Annotated in this window: 14 protein-coding genes; 8 read left to right on the top strand and 6 right to left on the bottom strand. The window is 66.8% G+C overall.

Going from position 1 to position 18,999, the window contains the following annotated elements:
• The first annotated feature begins 156 nt into the window (after positions 1–156).
• A complete protein-coding gene (locus tag ACIQF4_RS15980) occupies positions 157–585 on the top strand; it encodes an OsmC family protein (RefSeq protein WP_350002222.1) in 429 nt (142 codons plus the stop codon).
• A gap of 77 nt (positions 586–662) precedes the next feature.
• Here ACIQF4_RS15980 and ACIQF4_RS15975 read toward each other — a convergent pair whose 3' ends face one another.
• Positions 663–4,196 (bottom strand): S41 family peptidase, encoded by a 3,534-nt coding sequence (locus ACIQF4_RS15975; protein ID WP_400516831.1) that lies wholly within the window; start codon positions 4,194–4,196, stop codon positions 663–665.
• A gap of 73 nt (positions 4,197–4,269) precedes the next feature.
• Here ACIQF4_RS15975 and ACIQF4_RS15970 point away from each other — a divergent pair, with 73 nt between their 5' ends.
• Complete coding sequence (locus ACIQF4_RS15970) at positions 4,270–5,163, top strand: TIGR01777 family oxidoreductase (protein WP_400516830.1); 894 nt, start codon at positions 4,270–4,272, stop codon at positions 5,161–5,163.
• Between the two features lie 107 nt (positions 5,164–5,270).
• Here ACIQF4_RS15970 and ACIQF4_RS15965 read toward each other — a convergent pair whose 3' ends face one another.
• Complete coding sequence (locus tag ACIQF4_RS15965) at positions 5,271–7,229, bottom strand: serine/threonine-protein kinase (RefSeq protein ID WP_400516828.1); 1,959 nt, start codon at positions 7,227–7,229, stop codon at positions 5,271–5,273.
• A gap of 160 nt (positions 7,230–7,389) precedes the next feature.
• Here ACIQF4_RS15965 and lipB point away from each other — a divergent pair, with 160 nt between their 5' ends.
• The 4 genes from lipB to ACIQF4_RS15945 all read left to right on the top strand — a co-directional run bounded on the left by lipB (position 7,390) and on the right by ACIQF4_RS15945 (position 10,354).
• The gene (gene lipB / locus ACIQF4_RS15960; protein WP_374152918.1) at positions 7,390–8,058 is read left to right on the top strand and encodes a lipoyl(octanoyl) transferase LipB; all 669 of its coding nucleotides are present in this window, start codon (positions 7,390–7,392) and stop codon (positions 8,056–8,058) included.
• Positions 8,055–9,062: a lipoyl synthase gene (lipA, locus tag ACIQF4_RS15955; protein WP_400516826.1), complete on the top strand. Its 1,008-nt coding sequence runs from the start codon at positions 8,055–8,057 to the stop codon at positions 9,060–9,062. The genes lipB and lipA overlap by 4 nt, the downstream gene beginning before the upstream one ends.
• 97 nt (positions 9,063–9,159) lie before the next feature.
• Positions 9,160–9,912: a DUF4191 domain-containing protein gene (locus ACIQF4_RS15950; RefSeq protein WP_188813212.1), complete on the top strand. Its 753-nt coding sequence runs from the start codon at positions 9,160–9,162 to the stop codon at positions 9,910–9,912.
• 82 nt (positions 9,913–9,994) lie between these two features.
• Positions 9,995–10,354 carry a DUF3817 domain-containing protein gene (locus tag ACIQF4_RS15945; RefSeq protein WP_350002217.1) on the top strand — a complete coding sequence of 120 codons (360 nt, stop codon included), beginning with the start codon at positions 9,995–9,997 and terminating at the stop codon, positions 10,352–10,354.
• Here the strand turns inward: ACIQF4_RS15945 and ACIQF4_RS15940 are convergent.
• Positions 10,351–10,788: an RDD family protein gene (locus tag ACIQF4_RS15940; protein ID WP_104188642.1), complete on the bottom strand. Its 438-nt coding sequence runs from the start codon at positions 10,786–10,788 to the stop codon at positions 10,351–10,353. The two genes, ACIQF4_RS15945 and ACIQF4_RS15940, sit on opposite strands and share 4 nt — an antisense overlap.
• A gap of 301 nt (positions 10,789–11,089) precedes the next feature.
• Here ACIQF4_RS15940 and glnA (ACIQF4_RS15935) point away from each other — a divergent pair, with 301 nt between their 5' ends.
• A complete protein-coding gene (gene glnA, locus ACIQF4_RS15935) occupies positions 11,090–12,514 on the top strand; it encodes a type I glutamate--ammonia ligase (RefSeq protein ID WP_350002216.1) in 1,425 nt (474 codons plus the stop codon).
• A gap of 242 nt (positions 12,515–12,756) precedes the next feature.
• On the opposite strand, the gene ACIQF4_RS15930 is transcribed toward glnA (ACIQF4_RS15935), so the two are convergent.
• From ACIQF4_RS15930 to glnA (ACIQF4_RS15920), 3 genes are read right to left on the bottom strand one after another with little or no spacing between them, the layout of a single operon-like run.
• Positions 12,757–13,281 (bottom strand): GNAT family N-acetyltransferase, encoded by a 525-nt coding sequence (locus tag ACIQF4_RS15930; protein ID WP_400516823.1) that lies wholly within the window; start codon positions 13,279–13,281, stop codon positions 12,757–12,759.
• 21 nt (positions 13,282–13,302) lie between these two features.
• Positions 13,303–16,314, bottom strand: a complete 3,012-nt coding sequence (locus ACIQF4_RS15925; RefSeq protein ID WP_400516822.1) for a bifunctional [glutamine synthetase] adenylyltransferase/[glutamine synthetase]-adenylyl-L-tyrosine phosphorylase — start codon at positions 16,312–16,314, stop codon at positions 13,303–13,305.
• Positions 16,315–16,323: 9 nt separating this feature from the next.
• Positions 16,324–17,664, bottom strand: a complete 1,341-nt coding sequence (gene glnA, locus ACIQF4_RS15920) for a type I glutamate--ammonia ligase (RefSeq protein ID WP_066280551.1) — start codon at positions 17,662–17,664, stop codon at positions 16,324–16,326.
• 274 nt (positions 17,665–17,938) lie between these two features.
• Here glnA (ACIQF4_RS15920) and panB point away from each other — a divergent pair, with 274 nt between their 5' ends.
• Entirely contained in the window at positions 17,939–18,841 is a 903-nt protein-coding gene (panB, locus tag ACIQF4_RS15915; protein ID WP_400516821.1) for a 3-methyl-2-oxobutanoate hydroxymethyltransferase, read from the top strand.
• Positions 18,842–18,999: the final 158 nt, after the last annotated feature.

The raw sequence follows: 18,999 nt of genomic DNA, 5'->3' as shown, positions 1-18,999 counted from the left end.
CCTCCTGCGGGGGCGTCGCCGTGGTTGTTTAATGCCCTGGTCATAATCCTCTGACAGCGGACAGCCAGTGCATGCCGCGGGCGTTGTCCCTAGGATGGGAGACGGCGGGGTCCAGGCAGCAGCCTGCCCCGGTACACATCGACCTGAGGAGTGAACATGGCAGCAACACGTTCAGCAAACGCAGTATGGAACGGCAACCTGACGGAAGGTTCCGGTACCACCAGCCTGGCCACCTCAGGCCTGGGCACGTTCGACGTCACCTGGAAGGCCCGCACCGAAGCGGCCAACGGCAAGACCAGCCCGGAGGAACTCATCGCCGCCGCGCACGCCGCTTGCTTCTCCATGGCCTTCAGCAACGAGCTCGATAAGGCGGGCCACAAGCCGGAGGAAGTCCGCACCAAGGCTGACGTGACGTTCGTCCCCGGCACTGGGATCACCGGCAGCCACCTCACCATGTCCGCAAGGGTCCCCGGCATTTCCGAGGAGGAATTCCAGAAGATCGCGGGCGAGGCCAAGGTGGGCTGCCCCGTCTCCGGCGCCCTGGCCAGCATCGACATCACCCTGGATGCGACCCTAGAGTCCTGATCCGGCAACAGTAAAAAGCCCTGCCTGGCCATTCCGGCCAGGCAGGGCTTTTTGCGCTGCTGCTCTTGCTGCCGGGACTACTTGCTGTGGCGGCGTGCGGGCAGCGGAGCGGGACGCAGCCGGCGGTACCCTTCGCGAGCCGGCGGACGGTCCGTGGGCAGTTCCTGGATCATCTCCTTCAGCGCACCAATGCCGTACTCCAGCTGGGGGTCCCGGCCCGCGGCGTAGGCATGGGGCGGGAACGTAACCTCGATGTCCGGGTCAACGCCGTAGTTCTCTACGCTCCAGCCCACCCCGCCGCCGAACCAGGTGGCGTACCGCGGCTGCGTCACGCCGGTGCCGTCAGCGAGGGCGTAGCGGTTGTCAATGCCCACCACACCGCCCCAGGTGCGCGTCCCGATGACCGGGCCGATCCCCCTGAGCTTGGACACCTGCGTGATGATGTCCCCGTCGGAGCCGGCAAACTCATCGGCCAGGATGATCACCGGTCCGCGCGGCGCGTGGTGGGGGTACGTCCGCGGCTTCTCCCCGCGCGGCATGCTCCACCCCGTGACCTTGCGTCCGATGAGCTCTGCCACCAGCTGCGAGGTGTGTCCGCCGCGGTTGCGCCGTACATCGACGATCAGTCCGTCCAGGGCGGTCTCCGTGTCAAGGTCGCGATGCAGCTGCGCCCAGCCGTTCGCCATCATGTCCGGGATGTGCAGGTAACCGAATTTGCCCGCTGACGCTTCGCGGACGGTGCGCCTGTTGGAGGCCACCCATTCCTGGTAACGCAGCCGCTCCTCATCCTTGACGGGCACGACGGCGACGCGGCGCTGGGTGCCTGCCGCGGCTCCGTGCGCGGCACCATTCAGGAGGGTCAGCTCCACGGCGCGGCCTGCAGCACCGACCAGCTGCATGGCGGGCGTGACGCTTCCAGACAGCGGTACGCCGTCGATGGCGAGCAGGATGTCCCCCGCCTTACCGCCGACGCCGGGCCGTGTCAGGGGCGAGGTGGCCAGCGGGTCGGAAGACTCGCCGGCAAGGATGCGGATGATTTCCCATCCGCCGGAGGTGTAGGCCAGGTCCGCACCCAGCCGGCCCTGGCCGTGGCTGCCGTTCTCGGTGACAAGGGCCGGCCGCACGTAGGCGTGCGAGGTTCCCAGTTCGCCGTGCAGCTCCCACAGGAGGTCCACCAAGTCATCATGCGAGCCCAGGCGCTCCACGAGGGGACGGTAGCGGCGGTGGATGGATTCCCAGTCCTGGCCGGCCATGTCCTCGGTCCAGAAGAAGTCTCGCTGCAGCCGCCAGGCCTCGTCGAACGCCTGGCCCCACACGCTGAGCGGGTCCATCATGACCCGGATCCGGCCCAGGTCCACCTTGACCAGCTTCCCGGATTCCTCATCTGCCTTGGCGTCGGCGGGGACCACCGTGACCTGCTTGTCGGAGACCAGCACCACCTTGCTGCGGTCTCCCGACAGCCGGTAGCTGTCCAGCGCGTCCACCAAGGTGGCCTGCTTGCGCCGTGCAAGGTCGAAGCGGACCAGGCTGGGGCGGGCATCCTTGTCGTCCTGGCTGGCCTTGCCGTCGCCGGTGACGCCGGCGAGGGCCCAGTCGAGCCAGAGCAGCGCTCCCTCAGTGGCTTTGAGGGAGGTGTAGTTCCCCTGCGGCACAGGAACGGTGATGACCCGGTGCGCCAGGCCATCGGCCTCCACCCGGACCTCCGGTACTGCCGGTTCGGCGTCGGGCCCCTGCCCGTCTCCCCCTGCCGCTGCCGCTTCCCACGCATCGGAGTCCACCGCGGGGCCAAAGGGCGACGGCGTGTCAGCAGAGAGTGCCACGAGGTACGGCTTGATGGGGCTGGGGAAGGAGAGGTCGAAGGAGTGCCCGTCATACACCGGGTCAAAGCTGCGGTTCGACAGGAACGCCAGGAACTTCCCGTCCGGGGTAAAGACCGGGGACTTGTCTCCGAAGCGGCCGTCCGTGACATCCACCGGGGCGGATCCCGGCACGGCCACGTTGGCCAGCCGCAGCCGGCTGCGGGAACCGAAGGAGGTGACCGGCTCTGACCATACAAGCCACTGCGAGTCCGCCGACCATGAGAGGTCGGACACCGTGCCCTCGCCGATGCTGGAGACCAGCGTCAGATCCCCAGTGCGGGTATCCGCCACGTACACCTCGCCGAAGGACGTGCCGAGGGCGAGCCGATTTCCGTCAGGGCTGGCTTCCAGGGCGCTGGCCCGCGAGGGGCGGGGAAAGTCAATACGGGTCTCAACCGGAAGCGCCTGCGCCTCCGCAGCTGAGGTACCCGCCTCGGGCGCAACATCAGCCTGCTCATCCGAGGCGTGGGCAGGAACCGCATTCCTGGCCTGCGCGGTGTTCCCGGCCAGCGCGGCAACACCGGCTGCCGGAACCGGTTGCGGCAGGATCACAGCTTGTTCCCGTCCTGCGGCCACGGGCGCGGGGATGTCCGCCGTGCTGCCGTCTGCCACCGCATCCTGCCCCCGGTTCGCGTCGGCACTGCCAATTCCGGCATGCGGCACAGGAGCCGCGATGTCCTTGATGTACAACGCCTCCACATTGCCGTGGTCGGCAAGGTAGGCAATCCGGCCGTCACCCAGGGGCCGCGGCAGGCGGGCACGGACGCCCGGCGTTGCCTCGATGATCCGGGACGGCCCGTCTTTGTGGCGGAGCCAATGGATGGTTCCGTGGGATTCGATTGCACTGGCGGAGCCTGTGCTGTCCGGCACCGCCGCACCAAGGTGCTTGGCGGTCTTGAGCAGTGCAGGACGCCTGGACTGGGAGGCGGAGCCAAGGGTGATGTCCACCCGAACGGCGTCGGAGCCGAGGTCGTGCAGTACCCACAGCTCGCCGGCCGATTCGAAAATGACACGTTTGCCGTCGGTGGCGGCGTGCCGGACGTAGAAGTCTTCGTGGTCCGTGTGCCGGCGCAGGTCCTTCCCGCCGGGAAGGACCGAATACAGGTTGCCGTAGCCCTCGTGGTCCGAAAGGAAGGCAATGCGTCCGTCCACCCACATGGGATCAGCGAGGTTGCCGTCAAGCTCCGGTACAAGGCGTTCAAACTCCCCGTTGCCGTCGGCGTCGATCCACAGCTTCCCGGCAGTGCCGCCGCGGTACCGCTTCCACCAGGCGGGTTCACGGGACAGCACGCTGCCCACCACCACAGGCCGTTCGTCGCCCACCTCCGGGCCAAAGGCCACGGACTCAACCGGGCCGAACGGGAGTTCCTCGGCCCACCCGCCCTCCAGCGGGACGCTGTAGGCGTGGGTGTGCCTGCTTTCGGCCTGGCGGAACGCGCTGGTGACCACCACTGAACCGTTGGCGGTGAAACCCTTAACCCGCGTCGTGCTGTGGCCGAAGAAGGTCAGCTGCCGGTACCCGCCGCCGTCGACCTCTGCCGACACTACTTCCGGCGCCGTTCCCTGGACCACGGACCACACCAGCCTCTTCCCGTCAGGGGTGAAGCGGGGGTTGCGGGCGGGCAGCTGGAGGGCCGAGACGCGCCAGGCGCGGCCGCCTCCAATGGGCGCAATCCACACGTCGTCCTCGGCCACGAAGGTGGCCAGATCGCCGTGCAGATGCGGGAAACGGAAGTAGCTCGAAAAGGTCATCGTTTGATCATAGTCAACCGTCCTGCGGCCTGTCGGGAGGTGCCGCCGGTGCTGCCGCGTGGTGAGATGGACCATGCGTATCGTCATGGCCGGCGCCTCCGGGCTCATCGGCACCTCCATGTCAGAAACCTTCACGAAGGCGGGCCACCACGTCGTGTCCCTGGTCCGGGGGAATCCGGCCTCCCCGTCGGAGGTCAGGTGGGATCCCGCGGCCGGGGAACTGGATCCGCAGGCGCTGGCCGGGGCGGACGCCGTGATCAACCTGTCCGGTGCCGGCATCGGGGACCGGCCCTGGACCCGCAAACGGGTGGAGGAGCTGTTCAGTTCGCGGATTGGTTCAACGCGCACACTTACGCACGCGATGCGCCAGTTGGATTCCCCGCCCCCCGCCTTCATCAGCCAGTCCGGCTCGAACTACTATGGCGACGCCGGCAACACGGTTCTTCGGGAATCGGCGCCACCGGGCGCAGGGACCTTGTCCAGGATCTGCGTCGAGTGGGAGGAAGCGGCCCGCTCGGCCCCGGAAGGGGTGCGGGTGGTGACCACGCGGACGGGCGTTGTCCTCAGCCGGTCGGGCGGAGCCCTTGGCAAGCTGCTTCCCCTGATCCGGCTGGGCGTGGGCGGGCCGCTGGGGAACGGCCGTCAGTACTGGCCGTGGGTCACACTGCCGGATGTCTCGGCGGCGTTCCTTTTCCTGGTGGAGTCCCGGGTGAGCGGGCCGGTGAACCTGTGCGCCCCCGAGCAGGCTGACGTGGACACCCTGGTGGGGGAAATTGCCCGTGCCCTGCACCGGCCCGCCGCTTTGCGGGTTCCCGGCACTGTGCTGCGGCTGTTGATGCGCGACCTGGCTGAGGAACTCCTGCTGTCCAGCCAGCGCATGGAACCTGCGGTGCTCCTGGAGGCCGGCTTCGTGTGGCAGCATCCAACGGTGGCCCGGGCCGCCCAGTGGGTTGCCGGCAAGGATTAACGGGGCCGAAAGAAGGGCTGGGGCTCCGCGGCGTTCCTTTCAGCGGTTGGCCTCTGCGGGCGGGGGCGGCACAGCGAACCGTGCCAGGGCAGGCCAGCACGCGAGGCTCAGCCGCCAGGAAGGATCTCGCTGATCCTCCAAGTACCGTCCACTGCCACGAGCACCAGCCGGAGCTGGCGGCTGGTGCCGGCCGGGCCCGCCCCAACGACGATGCCCCCTGCATCCCTCTCCTCATAGGCGGAAGAAGAAGAACGCACCCGCACCACGGCGCGCGCGGCGGTAACACCGTCCTCCGTGTGGAGGTCTTCAAGGCTGCTGGAAAACCCGGCGAGGACGTGCCCTGAGCTGCGAAGCCGTCCGGCTGTCCGCGCATCGGCGGCTGCTGCCGGCGAACCTTCTGCGTTTACCTCGTCCAGCAGCCCGAGGTCTCCGGTGCTGAAGGCCAGGTCCCGGAGGGCAGCGAGGCCTTGGACGGCCTGGCTGGGGTCCGACGCCCTCGCCTGATGCCTGGCAACTTCCGTGCGGCTGTCACCGCCGGCGCTTCCGGATCCAGCTCCACTTCCGCTGACGACCTGCGTCGTTTGATCGGCCTGCGCTGCTTGAGTCGCCGTGGTTCCAGCTGCTGCAGTGCCGATCCCCCGTTCCCGGCCGGGTTCCTGCGTGATGACGGATTCCTGCTCGGTGACTGGCTCGGGCGTGATGGCTGACTCGGGCGTGATGCCGGACGCCGGCGGAAAAGCCGGCCCCGCCGGCAGTCCCGCTGCGACTGCAACCCACCACGCCGCGGCTGCCCCCACCAAGGCGGCCGAGGCAAGGACGCCCCGCAACCGCCGTACGCGCAGCTGCGAGGGCGGGCGGCGCCGTTCCCTGACGGCTCGGGCCCTACCGGATCGGGGCCTGAGGGGTTTAGCCGTGCTTGGTTGAACTGTGCCGCGTTGAACCGTGCTTGATAGTGCTGCGCCGGGTTGAACCGTGCTTGATAGTGCTGCGCCGGATAGCGCGGTGACGGTTTGTGCTGCCCCGGCTTGTGCTGTGCCGGCATGCTTCCCCCCGCCTGACGGACGGCGCTCCTTGACGGGCTGCGGAAATGGCAGCCGCAGCCCGGGGGAAGGCGCACCGGGCCACTTGGCCGTGACGATCCACCTCCCTGCAGCCCTGCACTTCTCCGCAGCCGCCCGTGGCCGGGTCGTTGCCGCAACCTGGCGGCGGGTCAACAGCTCCGGAATCACGGTGGGATGGACAGAGGCGGCGAGGTCCAGCGGCCGGGGCGACGCGCTGCGGTAGATGGCCGTAGCCAGCGCGGCAGCGGTGGGCCGGCCCCTCCGGTCCTCCTTCAGGCCTGCTTCCAGGGCAGCCGCCAGCTCCCGCGGAACGTCCGGGACCAGAAGGGGCAGCGGCGGCCTGGCAGAGGTCCTGGGTGGAGCCTGGCCGGTCAGGCAGAACCAGCCGAGCGCCGCCGCCGAATAGACATCCCTTTCGGGCTGCAGGCCACGCACCGCGTCCACGGGGGACGGGTCCACGAAGCCGGGTGTTCCTGACGGGGCAGCAGAACCGGGGTCACCCAGCATGCGAGCTATGCCAACGTCGGACAGCAGGGGCTTTCCCTGGCCAGTGAACAGGATATTTCCCGGCGAGACGTCCGAATGGGTAAACCCCTTGCTGTGCAAATACCCAAGGGCATGGGCGATGGGTGTCAGCACCGTCACCGTTTCGCCAACACTGAGCTTCCCGCGGCTGGCCACGAGGGCGGCCAGTGAGCCGCCGGGCGCGTAGTCCATCACCAGAGCGGTCCCGCCGGCCGGCATTCCCGGAAGCCGGACGGCGTCGTGTGCCTTGATCAGATGCTCGTGGTCCAGGACGGACAGAATGCGGATCTCGCGCCTGACGGCGTCCTCCGTTGCCGGGCCACTGCCTGCTGGACCGTCCTGGACCGGGTGGAAGCACTTCACCGCGAAGTCCCGACCGGTCCGGTTTTCCCTGGCCAACCAGACCGTCGCGCTTCCTCCGCGGCCCAGGAGCCGTCCCAGGACAAAGCCGGGTACCTCCGGCGCCTCCGAAATCTCCATAGGACATGTCTAGTCGAATCCTTTTTCCCGTGCAGAAGTTATCCACAGGCCGGCCGCTGGCAGGCTGCATCCCCCTGCCCGCATGTGGCGTGCCCCTGGGAGGGGGTGAGCTTAAGCACTAAACCGGGCGAGGGACGCCACGGCGTCTAAGCTGGATGCCATGACTCTTGAGTTTTCACAGCTGGGTCTTGCTCCCGATTTTGTCGACTACACCCAGGGTTGGCAGATCCAGAGCGAACTCCACGACAAAGTGGTCGCGGGGGTGGCCCCCAGCACTGTCCTCCTCCTGGAACATGCAGCCGTCTACACGGCAGGCAAACGGACCGAGGACCATGAAAAGCCGTTCGACGGTACCCCGGTTGTCCCCGTGGACCGTGGCGGAAAACTGACGTGGCACGGCCCCGGCCAGCTGGTGGGATACCCCATCATCAAGCTGAAGAACCGGGCAGGGATCCGCGACTACGTTGAGCGCCTGGAAGCCGTCATCATCACGGTGCTGGCCGACTACGGGATCTCCGCAGTCCGGATCAAAGGCAGGGCCGGAGTGTGGATCACTGCGGACAGCAAAGGCCCTGACCGGAAGATCGCGGCCATCGGCATCCGGGTGCATGAGGGCGTGACCATGCACGGGTTCGCCATCAACTGCAACAACGACCTCGCACCCTATTCCCAGATCATCGCCTGCGGCATTACGGACGCCGGCGTGACTACCATCACCCAGGAAACCGGCCATGACGTTGCCCCGGCCGACCTGGTGGACCGCATTACCGAAGAACTGCGCAAGAATGAAGACGCCCTGGTCGCTACCCCCGAAGGAGCTCTACTGTGACATTGGCACCTGAAGGCCGGAAGCTTTTGCGCGTTGAACAGCGTAATTCTGCTGTTCCCGTGGAGCGTAAGCCGGAGTGGATCAAGGCGAAGGTCCAGATGGGCCCGGAGTTCGTCCAGCTCAAGAACCTGGTCAAAAAAGAGGGCCTGCACACGGTGTGCGAGGAGGCCGGCTGCCCCAACATCTTCGAGTGCTGGGAGGACAAGGAAGCCACGTTCCTGATCGGCGGGTCCGAATGTACCCGGCGCTGTGACTTCTGCCAGATCGATACCGGCAAGCCCTCCCCGGTGGACAGGTTCGAGCCCACCAAGGTGGCCCGCTCAGTCCAAGCGATGCAGCTGCGCTACGCCACCGTCACCGGTGTGGCCCGCGACGACCTTGCCGATGAGGGTGTGTGGCTGTACGCCGAGACGGTCCGGAAGATCCACGAGCTGAACCCGGGCACGGGCGTGGAACTTTTGATCCCGGACTTCTCCGGCAAACCCGAGCACATCGCCGCGATCTGCGATTCGAAGCCCGAGGTGTTCGCGCACAACGTCGAGACCGTGCCGCGGATCTTCAAGCGGATCCGGCCCGCGTTCAGGTACGAGCGGTCCCTGGATGTGATCACGCAGGGCCGGAACCTGGGCATGGTGACCAAGTCCAACCTGATCCTGGGCATGGGCGAGACCCGCGAGGAGATCTCCGAGGCCCTGCGGGACCTGCATGAGGCCGGCTGCGACCTGATCACCATCACCCAGTACCTGCGCCCGTCCGAGCGGCACCTGCCGGTGGACCGCTGGGTCAAGCCCCAGGAATTCGTGGACCTCCAGGACGAGGCCACCGAGATCGGCTTCCTGGGTGTCATGTCCGGGCCGCTGGTCCGTTCCTCCTACCGCGCCGGCCGGCTCTGGGCCACCGCGATGCGGAAGAAAGGCTGGGAAATCCCCGCCGAACTCGCCCACATCGAATCCTCCGGCAGCACCCGCCAGGAAGCCAGCTCGCTCATCGCAGCACACCACTGATCTGCAGTTCAGAACAAAACACACCGTCCCCGAAGGGCCGGCACCTGAATAATCCGGTGCCGGTCCTTCGGCTTTGGTCACGTAGAATTAAGGCACTATGGCGAAATCCCCTGATTCCAGCAACTCCACTCCGTCTGGCTCCAGCGCAGTCAAGCGTGGCCTCTTCTCCCGCAAGCCGAAAGAAGCGAAGGCCAAGAAGCCCAGCCGGCTCAAGCAGATCCGCGAAGTCTTCACCATGACCCGCCGTCACGACCCCATGGTCCCGTGGCTCATGCTGCTGGTTTTCCTTGGCGTCGTGGCTGTCAGCTTCCTGGTGGGCTTCTGGCTGGATAACTGGATCACCGGCCTGATCATCGGCATCCCCCTGGGCCTGCTCGGTGCCACGTTCATCCTCTCCCGCCGGGCAGAACGCGCCGCCTTCGCGCAGATCGAGAACCAGCCCGGCGCTTCCGGGGCCGCACTGGGAACGCTTCGCCGCGGCTGGATCACCGAGGAACAGCCTGTTGCCGTCAACCCGCGGACGCAGGACGCTGTGTTCCGCGCCATCGGCCGTCCCGGCGTCGTCCTGGTCAGTGAAGGCCCCACGCACCGCGTGAAGCCGCTGCTGGACGCGGAACGCAAACGCCTTGCGCGCATCCTTCCCAACGTCACCGTGCACGTCATCGAAAGCGGCCGGGGCGAGGGCCAGGTGCCCATCAGCGAGGTGGCCAAGAAGATGGGCAAGCTCAAGAAGGAACTGACCAAGCTTGAGGTGAACGCTGTGTCCAAGCGCATCGCCTCACTGGGCAACCGCCTCCCGATCCCCAAGGGCATCGACCCCTACAAGGCGCGTCCCAACCGCGGACGCTAAATTCTGAACCTGCCCCGGTTCCGGCTCCGGCCGGCAGCCGGGGCGTTTCTTTGCGGCCCTCGCGGCAGGAGAGGACATTATTGTGACCTTCAAGAAAACAGCGGTGATCCGCGCATTCCGGATCCTGGCAGTCGCCGAAGCCTTCAGCTGGGCAGCGCTCCTCATCGGCATGTACTTCAAATGGATCGCCGGCACCACTGAATTAGGCGTCCAGGTTGCAGGCCCCATCCACGGCGCACTGTTCGTGGGCTATGGCGTTGCCGCCCTGGCACTCTGGAGGCTGCAGCGCTGGCCGTTCGTCGTGGCGCTGTTCGCAGGCGTCTCCGCCGTCTTCCCGTTCGCCACTGTCCTTTTCGAGCGCTGGGCGGACAAGCGTAACTACCTGGACGGCACGCCGGCATCGCGTGGCGCCGGGGAAGTCCGGGAACGCAGCTCCGTCTAGCGGCGCACCAGCAGCGTGTCCATAGCCTTGTCGTGGAGGCCCCTGTGGTCGGGGTCGAAGATGACCGCAGGGATGACAAGGCAGAGCAGCAGGGACCTCACCAGCGCGGCCAGCGGGCCCGCCGGGCCGCCGCCGGCCTTCACCACGTGGATGCCCATGGCCCGGTGTCCGATGCTGTAGCCAAGGGTTCCGATCAGGAGGGTCTGCTCGACGGCGAAGATCGCCAGGGTTGCCCACGGATCGCCCCCGAAAGCAAAGTTGCTGATCAGGAGCGCGATGCCCCAGTCGATCATGATGGCGGCGATCCTGCGGCCGGCGCGCGCAATGGAGCCCGGCCCCGATTCCGGCAGTCCCAGCCGCTCCCCCGGATATTTCGAAATGCCCGAAGTGTCGGGGCCGGAGAGCCACGAGCCGATGTCTTTACGATCTACCACGGTCCAAGCTTAGCGACTTCCCGCCGACCACACTGTGGATGGGGTTAGACCACAGAGTGGACGGAAGATAGCGTTGCCATATCAGGGCATTATGTAACCTGCCCGAAACAATGCGGACACGGACGGGAAATGCCGCGTCCATAGGCTGTTACCAGTTTCAAGCAATCCGCCGCCACGCAGTACGGGGCAGGGTTTACACAGCAGGTACTCACAGCAGGGAAACTGCGTTTCCCTGCCCGTCGGATTGCGCTGGATCAGCTGGCTTGCCAGCCAGATATTTACATATGCGTTAGGAGCATAGATGTTCAAGACTGCGGACGAAGTCCTCAAGTTCATCAAGGACGAAGATATTAAATTCGTCGATATCCGCTTCACCGACCTCCCGGGCGTCCAGCAGCACTTCAACGTGCCGGCCAAGAGCGTTGACGCGGACTTCTTCGTCAACGGCCAACTCTTCGACGGGTCTTCCATCCGCGGCTTCCAAGGCATTGCCGAGTCTGACATGCAGCTGATCCCGGACGTCACCACCGCGTTCCTGGACACCTTCCGCATGGAGAAGACGCTGGCGCTGAACTTCTCCATCGTCAACCCGCGTACGGGCGATCCCTACCACCGCGACCCCCGCGGCGTTGCCGAGAAGGCTGAAGCCTACCTGGCCTCCACGGGCATTGCCGACACCGCGTTCTTCGCTCCCGAAGCTGAGTTCTTCGTGTTCGACAACGTGCAGTACCAGTCCTCCCCGCAGGGCAGCTTCTACAAGATCGACTCCGAAGAAGCCCACTGGAACACGGGCCGCGAGGAAGAAGGCGGAAACCTCGGCTACAAGACCCCCGTCAAGGGCGGCTACTTCCCGGTTTCCCCCACCGACAAGCAGGCTGACCTGCGCGACGCCATGTGTGTCGCCCTGGATGAGGCCGGCCTCGAGGTCGAGCGCAGCCACCACGAAGTCGGATCCGCCGGCCAGGCTGAAATCAACTACAAGTTCACCACGTTGACCCACGCTGCCGATGACCTGCAGAAGTTCAAGTACGTCATCAAGAACACCGCAGACGCGTGGGGCAAGTCAGTGACCTTCATGCCCAAGCCTGTCTTCGGTGACAATGGCTCCGGCATGCACTGCCACCAGTCCCTGTGGAGCAACGGCGAGCCGCTGTTCTACGACGAGAAGGGCTACGCCGGCCTGTCCGACACCGCCCGCTGGTACATCGGCGGCCTGCTGAAGCACGCTGACGCTGTCTTGGCCTTCACCAACCCGACGGTGAACTCCTACCGCCGCCTGGTCAAGGGCTTCGAAGCTCCGGTCAACATGGTCTACTCGCAGGGCAACCGCTCCGCCGGTATCCGTATCCCCATCACGGGCTCCAACCCCAAGGCCAAGCGCATCGAGTTCCGCGCTCCGGACCCCTCCTCCAACCCGTACCTGGCGTTCGCTGCCCAGCTGATGGCCGGCATCGACGGCATCCGCAACCGCATTGAGCCCCCGGCCCCGATCGACAAGGACCTCTACGAGCTCCCCGCCGAAGAGGCCAAGGACATCCCGAAGGCTCCGGGCACGCTCGAGGAAGCGCTGGAGGCCCTGCGCGAGGACAACGAGTTCCTGCAGGCCGGCGGCGTGTTCACCCAGGACCTGATCGACACCTGGATCGAGTACAAGTACGAGAACGAGATCCGCCCGCTGTCCCTGCGCCCGAACCCCTACGAGTTCGAGCTCTACTACGGCGTCTAGCATCACCGTCTCCTGAGACACCAAAGGCGGCCACCGGTTATCCGGTGGCCGCCTTTTGCGTGCGGCCCGAAGGTGGGAGCCCGGCTCCAGACGTGCTGAGACCGGGAGCCGGACCCCCTGACGAATGCCCCCCGGGACGAAGACCAGTTTCAGCCCTCCCCCCAACAAGGTTGAAGAACACCGCCATTCCACATAATCGGGCAATCGCTTTCTCAGCGCAATGCGGCCCGCCGCCTGTTATGTCATTGTGGTCTAAAACTGCGGAACATGATCCGCTGGGGACCTGATTGCCCGCCGGTGTACCGGCCCCGGTCCACGAACCCGGCACTGCGGTAGGCGGACAGGCCCGCCGCATTCACTTCATTGACGGAAAGAACGACGCCGGCCTCACCCGTATGGTCCCTGGCCGTAAGTTTTTCCGCGGCGGACACAGCGGCGGCCGCCGCTAGCCGACCCAGCCCCCTCCCCTGTTCACGCCTGTCGATCAGGAAGCCCCTCAGGAGCCACGCGGAGTGGTCGTCCGGCCAGCCTGCCAGGCGCGCCGCCCCGGCCTGCAAGGTGAGTACACCCACGGCCCGGCCGGCGGACTCGATCACATAGGGCCGGCGTGATTCCTCAGCCAGCCCGGCGAGGGCCATGCGGAGCGGATCGCCAACAAACCTGTCCTGCCCGGGCCCTGTTTCGAGTCCCGCCACCGCCTCGAGGTGGATGGCGCGGGCATCGTCGTCGAGGTCCTGGAGTGAAATAAGCCAGATGCTCTGGTTCATGCCGCTGTTATTGGCCATGGGCTACTGGCCGTAGAAGACCCGCTCGAAGACCGCCCGGGCCCGGCGGCTGACCCGAAGGTAGTCCTCCTCCAGCGCCGCTGCCTGTCCCGGTTCATATCCGCACCAGCGGGCAACGGCTTCCAGGTCGCGCCGGGATGAGGGCAGAAGGTCCGAGGCCTTGCCGCTCCAGATGACGTTCGCAGACCGGATCCGGCTCGCAAGGCGCCAGGCAGCAGCCAGCAGGCCGGCGTCGTCCTGCGTGAGCAGGCCGAGCCGGGCGGACGCGTCCAGCGCTTCCAGCGTGGACGTGGTGCGCAACTCCGGGTGGCTGCCGGCGTGCTGGAGCTGCAGGAGCTGGACGAGCCATTCGACGTCGCTCAGTCCGCCGCGGCCCAGCTTGAGGTGGCGTGCGGGGTCGGCTCCGCGGGGCAGTCGTTCAGACTCCACGCGTGCCTTGATCCGCCTGATCTCCCGGACGTCGGTTTCCGCCACAGATTCCGGGTACCTGATGGGGTCGATGAGTTCCAGGAAATCCTTGGCCAGGTCGTCGTTTCCGGCCATGGGCCGGGCCCTGAGCAGCGCCTGCGCCTCCCAGATCAGCGACCAGCGCCGGTAGTATTCGGCAAAGGAGTCGAGGGAACGGACCATGGCACCGTTCTTCCCCTCGGGGCGCAGGTCGGCGTCCATCTGGAGCACCCGCTCAGCCATGATGGCCGGCTTCAAGGGCTGGGTCAGCAGGGTGGAGACCTTGTTGACGATCCGGGCGGCCTGCTCCTGCGCTTCCTCGGGACTGAAACCCGGCAGGGCCCTGTGCACGTACATGACGTCCGCGTCCGAACCGTAGCCGATCTCGCGGCCGCCCTGGCGCCCCATGGCAACCACCAGCACGGACGTCTTCAGCGGTCCGTTGGCGGAGACGATGCCTTCAGCCACGCGCAGGGCCCCCAATACCGCTGCCCTGTCCGTGTCCGCCAGGGCCCTTCCCACCCGGTCCTGGTCCAGCAGGCCGGCTGAATCGGCAATGGCGATCCGGAGGATCTCCCGGCGCCGGATCAGGCGGATGAGGCGCATGGCGCTTTCCGGATCAGCGTGCCGCGACATCTTGGAGGTGATTTCCTGCCATTGGGCATCGAAACCCACGGGCGCCAGGTCCTTGTCCTGTCCCAGCCAGGCCACCGACTCAGGCGAGACCTCCAGCAGATCCGCGATCAGCCGTGAATTGGAGAGCATGTGGCACAGCCGCTCTGCGGCCGCGTTGGAGTCCCGGAGCATCCCCAGGTACCAGTGCGTGGTTCCCAGGGCCTCGCTGACGCGCCGGAACGCGAGCAGCCCGGCGTCCGCGTCCACGCCTTCGGCCAGCCAGTCGAGCAGGATGGGCAGCAGCTGCCGCTGGAGGGCAGCGCGGCGGCTGACCCCCGCCGTCAGTGCCTCGATATGGCGCATGGCGCCCTTCGGGTCCCGGTACCCGAGGGCAGCCAGCCGCCCCTCTGCCGCTTCCGGGGTCAGCTTGGCGTCTTCACTGCTGAGTTTGGCAGCTGTGTTGAGCAGCGGCCGGTAGAAAATGCGCTCATGCAGTTCCCGGACGGAGCGCTTTGTTTTCTGCCAGGTGGAGAGCAGCGCGTCGGGATGGGGCCGCTCGCTGGAGAAGGGACCCAGAACGGCCTTCGCCAGCGACCTGAGCGCCGGTTCGGCAACGGGCATCAGGTGGGTCCTGCGCAGCTGGAAGAGCTGGATGCGGTGTTCCAGCAGCCGCAGGTAACGGTAGGCGTTGTCGAAGGCGGCGGCGTCGGAGCGGCCGATATAGCCGCCCGCGGACAGGGCTGCGATTGCGGAGGTGGTGTCCCGCCGCCGGAGCGTTTCGTCTGCTTTCCCGTGGACCAGTTGGAGCAGCTGGACGGTGAACTCCACATCACGGAGCCCGCCGCGGCCAAGCTTGATCTGCCGCTGCTCTTCCGCGGCCGGAATGTGTTCGGTCACCCGCCGGCGCATGGCCTGCACCGATTCCACGAATCCGTCCCGGCTTGCCGAACTCCAGATCAGCGGCGCCACGGCTTCCTCGTAGCGGCGGCCAAGATCCGCGTCGCCGGCGATGGTCCGCGCCTTGAGCAGCGCCTGGAACTCCCAGCTCTCAGCCCAGCGGGCATAGTAGGTCTGGTGCGAGGCAAGGGTCCGGACCAGTGGCCCGGACTTTCCTTCCGGCCGAAGGTTCGCGTCCACCTCCCACAAGCCAGGCTCACGGGCAACGGAGGAGATGGCGCGGGAAATTCCACTCGCCAGGGCGGTCCCTATGGTGTTCGCTTTCGCATCATCCAGGGCGCCGGGATCCACCACGTAAATGACGTCCACGTCGGAGATGTAATTCAGTTCGCGCGCGCCGCACTTGCCCATCCCGATCACGGCAAGGCCGACGTCGGCAACGTCCCCGGTGCCGTACTGCTCACCTGCCTCGGCACGCGAAACCGCAAGGGCCGCTTCGATGGCTGCCCCGGCAAGGTCTGCGAGCTCGGCGCCCACCGACGGAAGGAAGTCCAGGGGATCGGCCGCGCACAGGTCCTTTACGGCGAGGTCCACCACGCCCCTGCGGTACGCCGTGCGAAGCGCCGCGTAGGCGTCATTTCCGGTGGCGGCTGCCACCGGCCGGGCGGCCCGGGGGTCGGCGCCCACGGACTCCAGGAGGACCCCCCGCAGGGCCGCAGCATCGGCCTGCAGCGGCTCAGGGCTGGCGCGGACGTGGAAGGCCTCAAGGTGTTCAGGATGGCGGATCAGGAACTCCCCGAGGGCTTCGGACGCCCCCAGCACCCGGTACATCGGTTCGCTGGTATCGGGGTCCGCGGCGGCCAGGTCCCGGAGGTCCGGATGCTTTTCGATCAGGCGGACCAGGGACTGCAGCGCCGTGTCCGGGCTGGCTGCCATCTGCAGGCCCGCAAACAGCCTGTCCTCCTCCAGCCCTTCCAGTTCCGGCGCAGCAAGGAACCGCTCCCCCTTTTCGAGGTCGCTGAATCCAGCCGCGATGAGGCGGCGAGCCAGGCTCACGCCCGCAGCCTAGAGGATGCCGAGGTTGCGCTGCAGCTCGTAGGGCGTCACCTGCAGCCGGTAGTCCTGCCACTCGGCGCGCTTGTTGCGCAGGAAGTGCTCAAACACCTGCTCGCCCAGGATCTGCGGCATGAGCTCTGAATCTTCCATGGTCCGGATGGCGTCGTGGAGGCTGGCGGGCAGCGGATCGTGGCCCATGGCGCGGCGTTCAGCCGAGCTCAGCGACCACACATCGTCCTCGGCAGCGGCCGGGAGGTCGTAGCCCTCCTCGATGCCTTTCAGGCCCGCTCCAAGCAGGACGGCGTAGGCCAGGTAGGGGTTCGCCGCGGAGTCGATGCCGCGGTACTCGATGCGCGCGGACTGGCCCTTGCCCGGCTTGTACAGCGGGACCCGTACCAGGGCGGAGCGGTTGTTGTGGCCCCAGCTCAGGTAGCTGGGAGCCTCTCCGCCGCCCCAGAGCCGCTTGTAGGAGTTGACGAACTGGTTGGTCACTGCGGTGAACTCGGGCGCGTGCTTGAGGATGCCGGCGATGAACTGGCGCGCGGTCTTTGAGAGCTGGAATTCGGCCCCGGCCTCATAGAAGGCGTTCGTGTCGCCCTCGAACAGCGAGAAGTGCGTATGCATGCCGGAGCCCGGGTGGGCGGTGAAGGGCTTGGGCATGAAGGTGGCGTAGGTGCCCTGCTGCAGCGCAACTTCCTTGATGACCGTGCGGAAGGTCATGATGTTGTCCGCGGTCTGCAGGGCGTCGGCGTAGCGAAGGTCGATTTCGTTCTGGCCGGGGCCGGCTTCGTGGTGGCTGAATTCCACGGAAATGCCTACGGATTCGAGCATGGTGACCGCTGTCCGGCGGAAGTCCTGGGCCACGCCGCCGGGGACATGGTCGAAGTAGCCGCCTTCGTCCACAGGCACCGGCGCGCCGTCCGGCCCGGGTTCCTGCGACTTGAGGAGGTAGAACTCGATTTCGGGGTGGGTGTAGCAGGTGAACCCCATGTCGGCAGCTTTGGCGAGGGTCCGCTTCAGGACGTTGCGGGGGTCCGCGGCGGACGGTTCACCGTCCGGGGTGAGGATGTCGCAGAACATGCGGGAGGTCTGTTCCGTCTCCCCACGCCAGGGCAGGATCTGGAAGGTGGAGGGATCGGGCTGGGCCAGCATGTCGGACTCGAACACCCGGGCCAGGCCCTCAATGGCGGAGCCGTCGAAGCCCAGTCCTTCCTCGAAGGCACCCTCAACCTCGGCGGGGGCAAGTGCCACGGACTTGAGCGAACCCACGACGTCGGTGAACCACAGGCGCACGAAACGTACGTCGCGCTCTTCGATTGTGCGCAGGACAAACTCTTGCTGGCGGTCCATGATGGCCTCTTCTCCGGTCAACGTCCATGCTCCGGGCCCGCAGTAAAGGGAAGCCGGCAGCAGTTCACCAACACTGTACTAAGCATTCGGCGCCGATGCTGAAGCCTGCGCCGCGCGTAACACAGCGTTAACGCCCCGCCGCCGGATTTCAGCTGCGCAACCGGTGTCCGCGCCGTCCGGACCCGCCTGGAGGGAAGCCCGTATGACCCTTATCACCAGTTGAGCCTTTGGCCGGCGGTAGCTAGGACAGCGGCTCCCGCACTACGCTCATGCCATGGCCTCAAGCAACAGCTCCGATTCCAGCATGTCCGCCGACGTCCCCGCTCCCTACGGCAGCGGGCCGGGCCAGGCAGCTGCGCCTGCTGCTGGGCCGCAGCGGAAGCCGGCCAAGGTGCGCATCCACCACCTGCAGCAGGCCAAGAGGGACGGGACGAAGTTCGCCATGCTGACTGCCTACGAGCAGTACACAGCCGAAATTTTCGATGAAGCCGGAATTGAGGTCCTCCTCGTCGGTGATTCGGCCTCGAACAACGTCTTCGGCAACGAGACCAGCCTTCCGGTCACGGTGGACGAGCTGCTGCCACTGTGCCGTGCCGTGGCCCGCAGCGCCAAGCGGGCGCTCATTGTGGCCGACCTGCCCTTCGGCAGCTATGAGGTCTCCCCCGAGCAGGCAGTCGGCGCCGGCGTCCGGTTCCTCAAGGAAGGCCTGGCCCACGCTGTCAAGATCGAGGGCGGCGCCTACTATGCCCCCACGGTCAAGGCCATGGTCCAGGCCGGCATCCCCGTCATGGCGCACATCGGTTTCACCCCGCAGAGCGAGCACGCCCTCGGCGGCTACCGTGTCCAAGGCCGCGGCGACGACGCACAGCGGCTTATCGAAGACGCGGTGGCCCTCGCCGGGGCGGGGGCGTTCTGCGTGCTGATGGAGATGGTTCCCGCAGAGACCGCAGCCGCAGTGGATGCGGCTGTTCCCGTCCCCACGGTGGGCATCGGCGCCGGCAAGGAAACGACCGGACAGGTACTCGTCTGGCAGGACATGGCCGGAATGCGGGGCGGACGGATGGCCAAGTTCGTCAAGCAGTACGCAGACCTGCGCAGCACCCTCCTGGACGCCGCCACCCACTATGGCAACGACGTCAGGTCAGGGCAGTTCCCCGGGCCGGAACACTCTTTCTAGCAGCGGTTCCCACGGGGCGTGGGGGGCGGCCCCCCGCCCGCCCCCCCCCCCCCCGCCCCCCCCCCCGCCCCCCCCCCCCCCGCCCCGGTTCCTGCCCCCCCCAATTAAAACGCGGGTTGAGCCACCACCCCCCGCTTTTAAAGCCCCCACACCAGGCG

Origin of the sequence: Pseudarthrobacter sp. NPDC092202 (genome assembly GCF_044755505.1) — a bacterium.
Lineage (GTDB): Bacteria > Actinomycetota > Actinomycetes > Actinomycetales > Micrococcaceae > Arthrobacter.
Note: the sequence above shows the minus strand (reverse complement) of the source record. Positions and strands in the feature narration are given on the sequence as shown.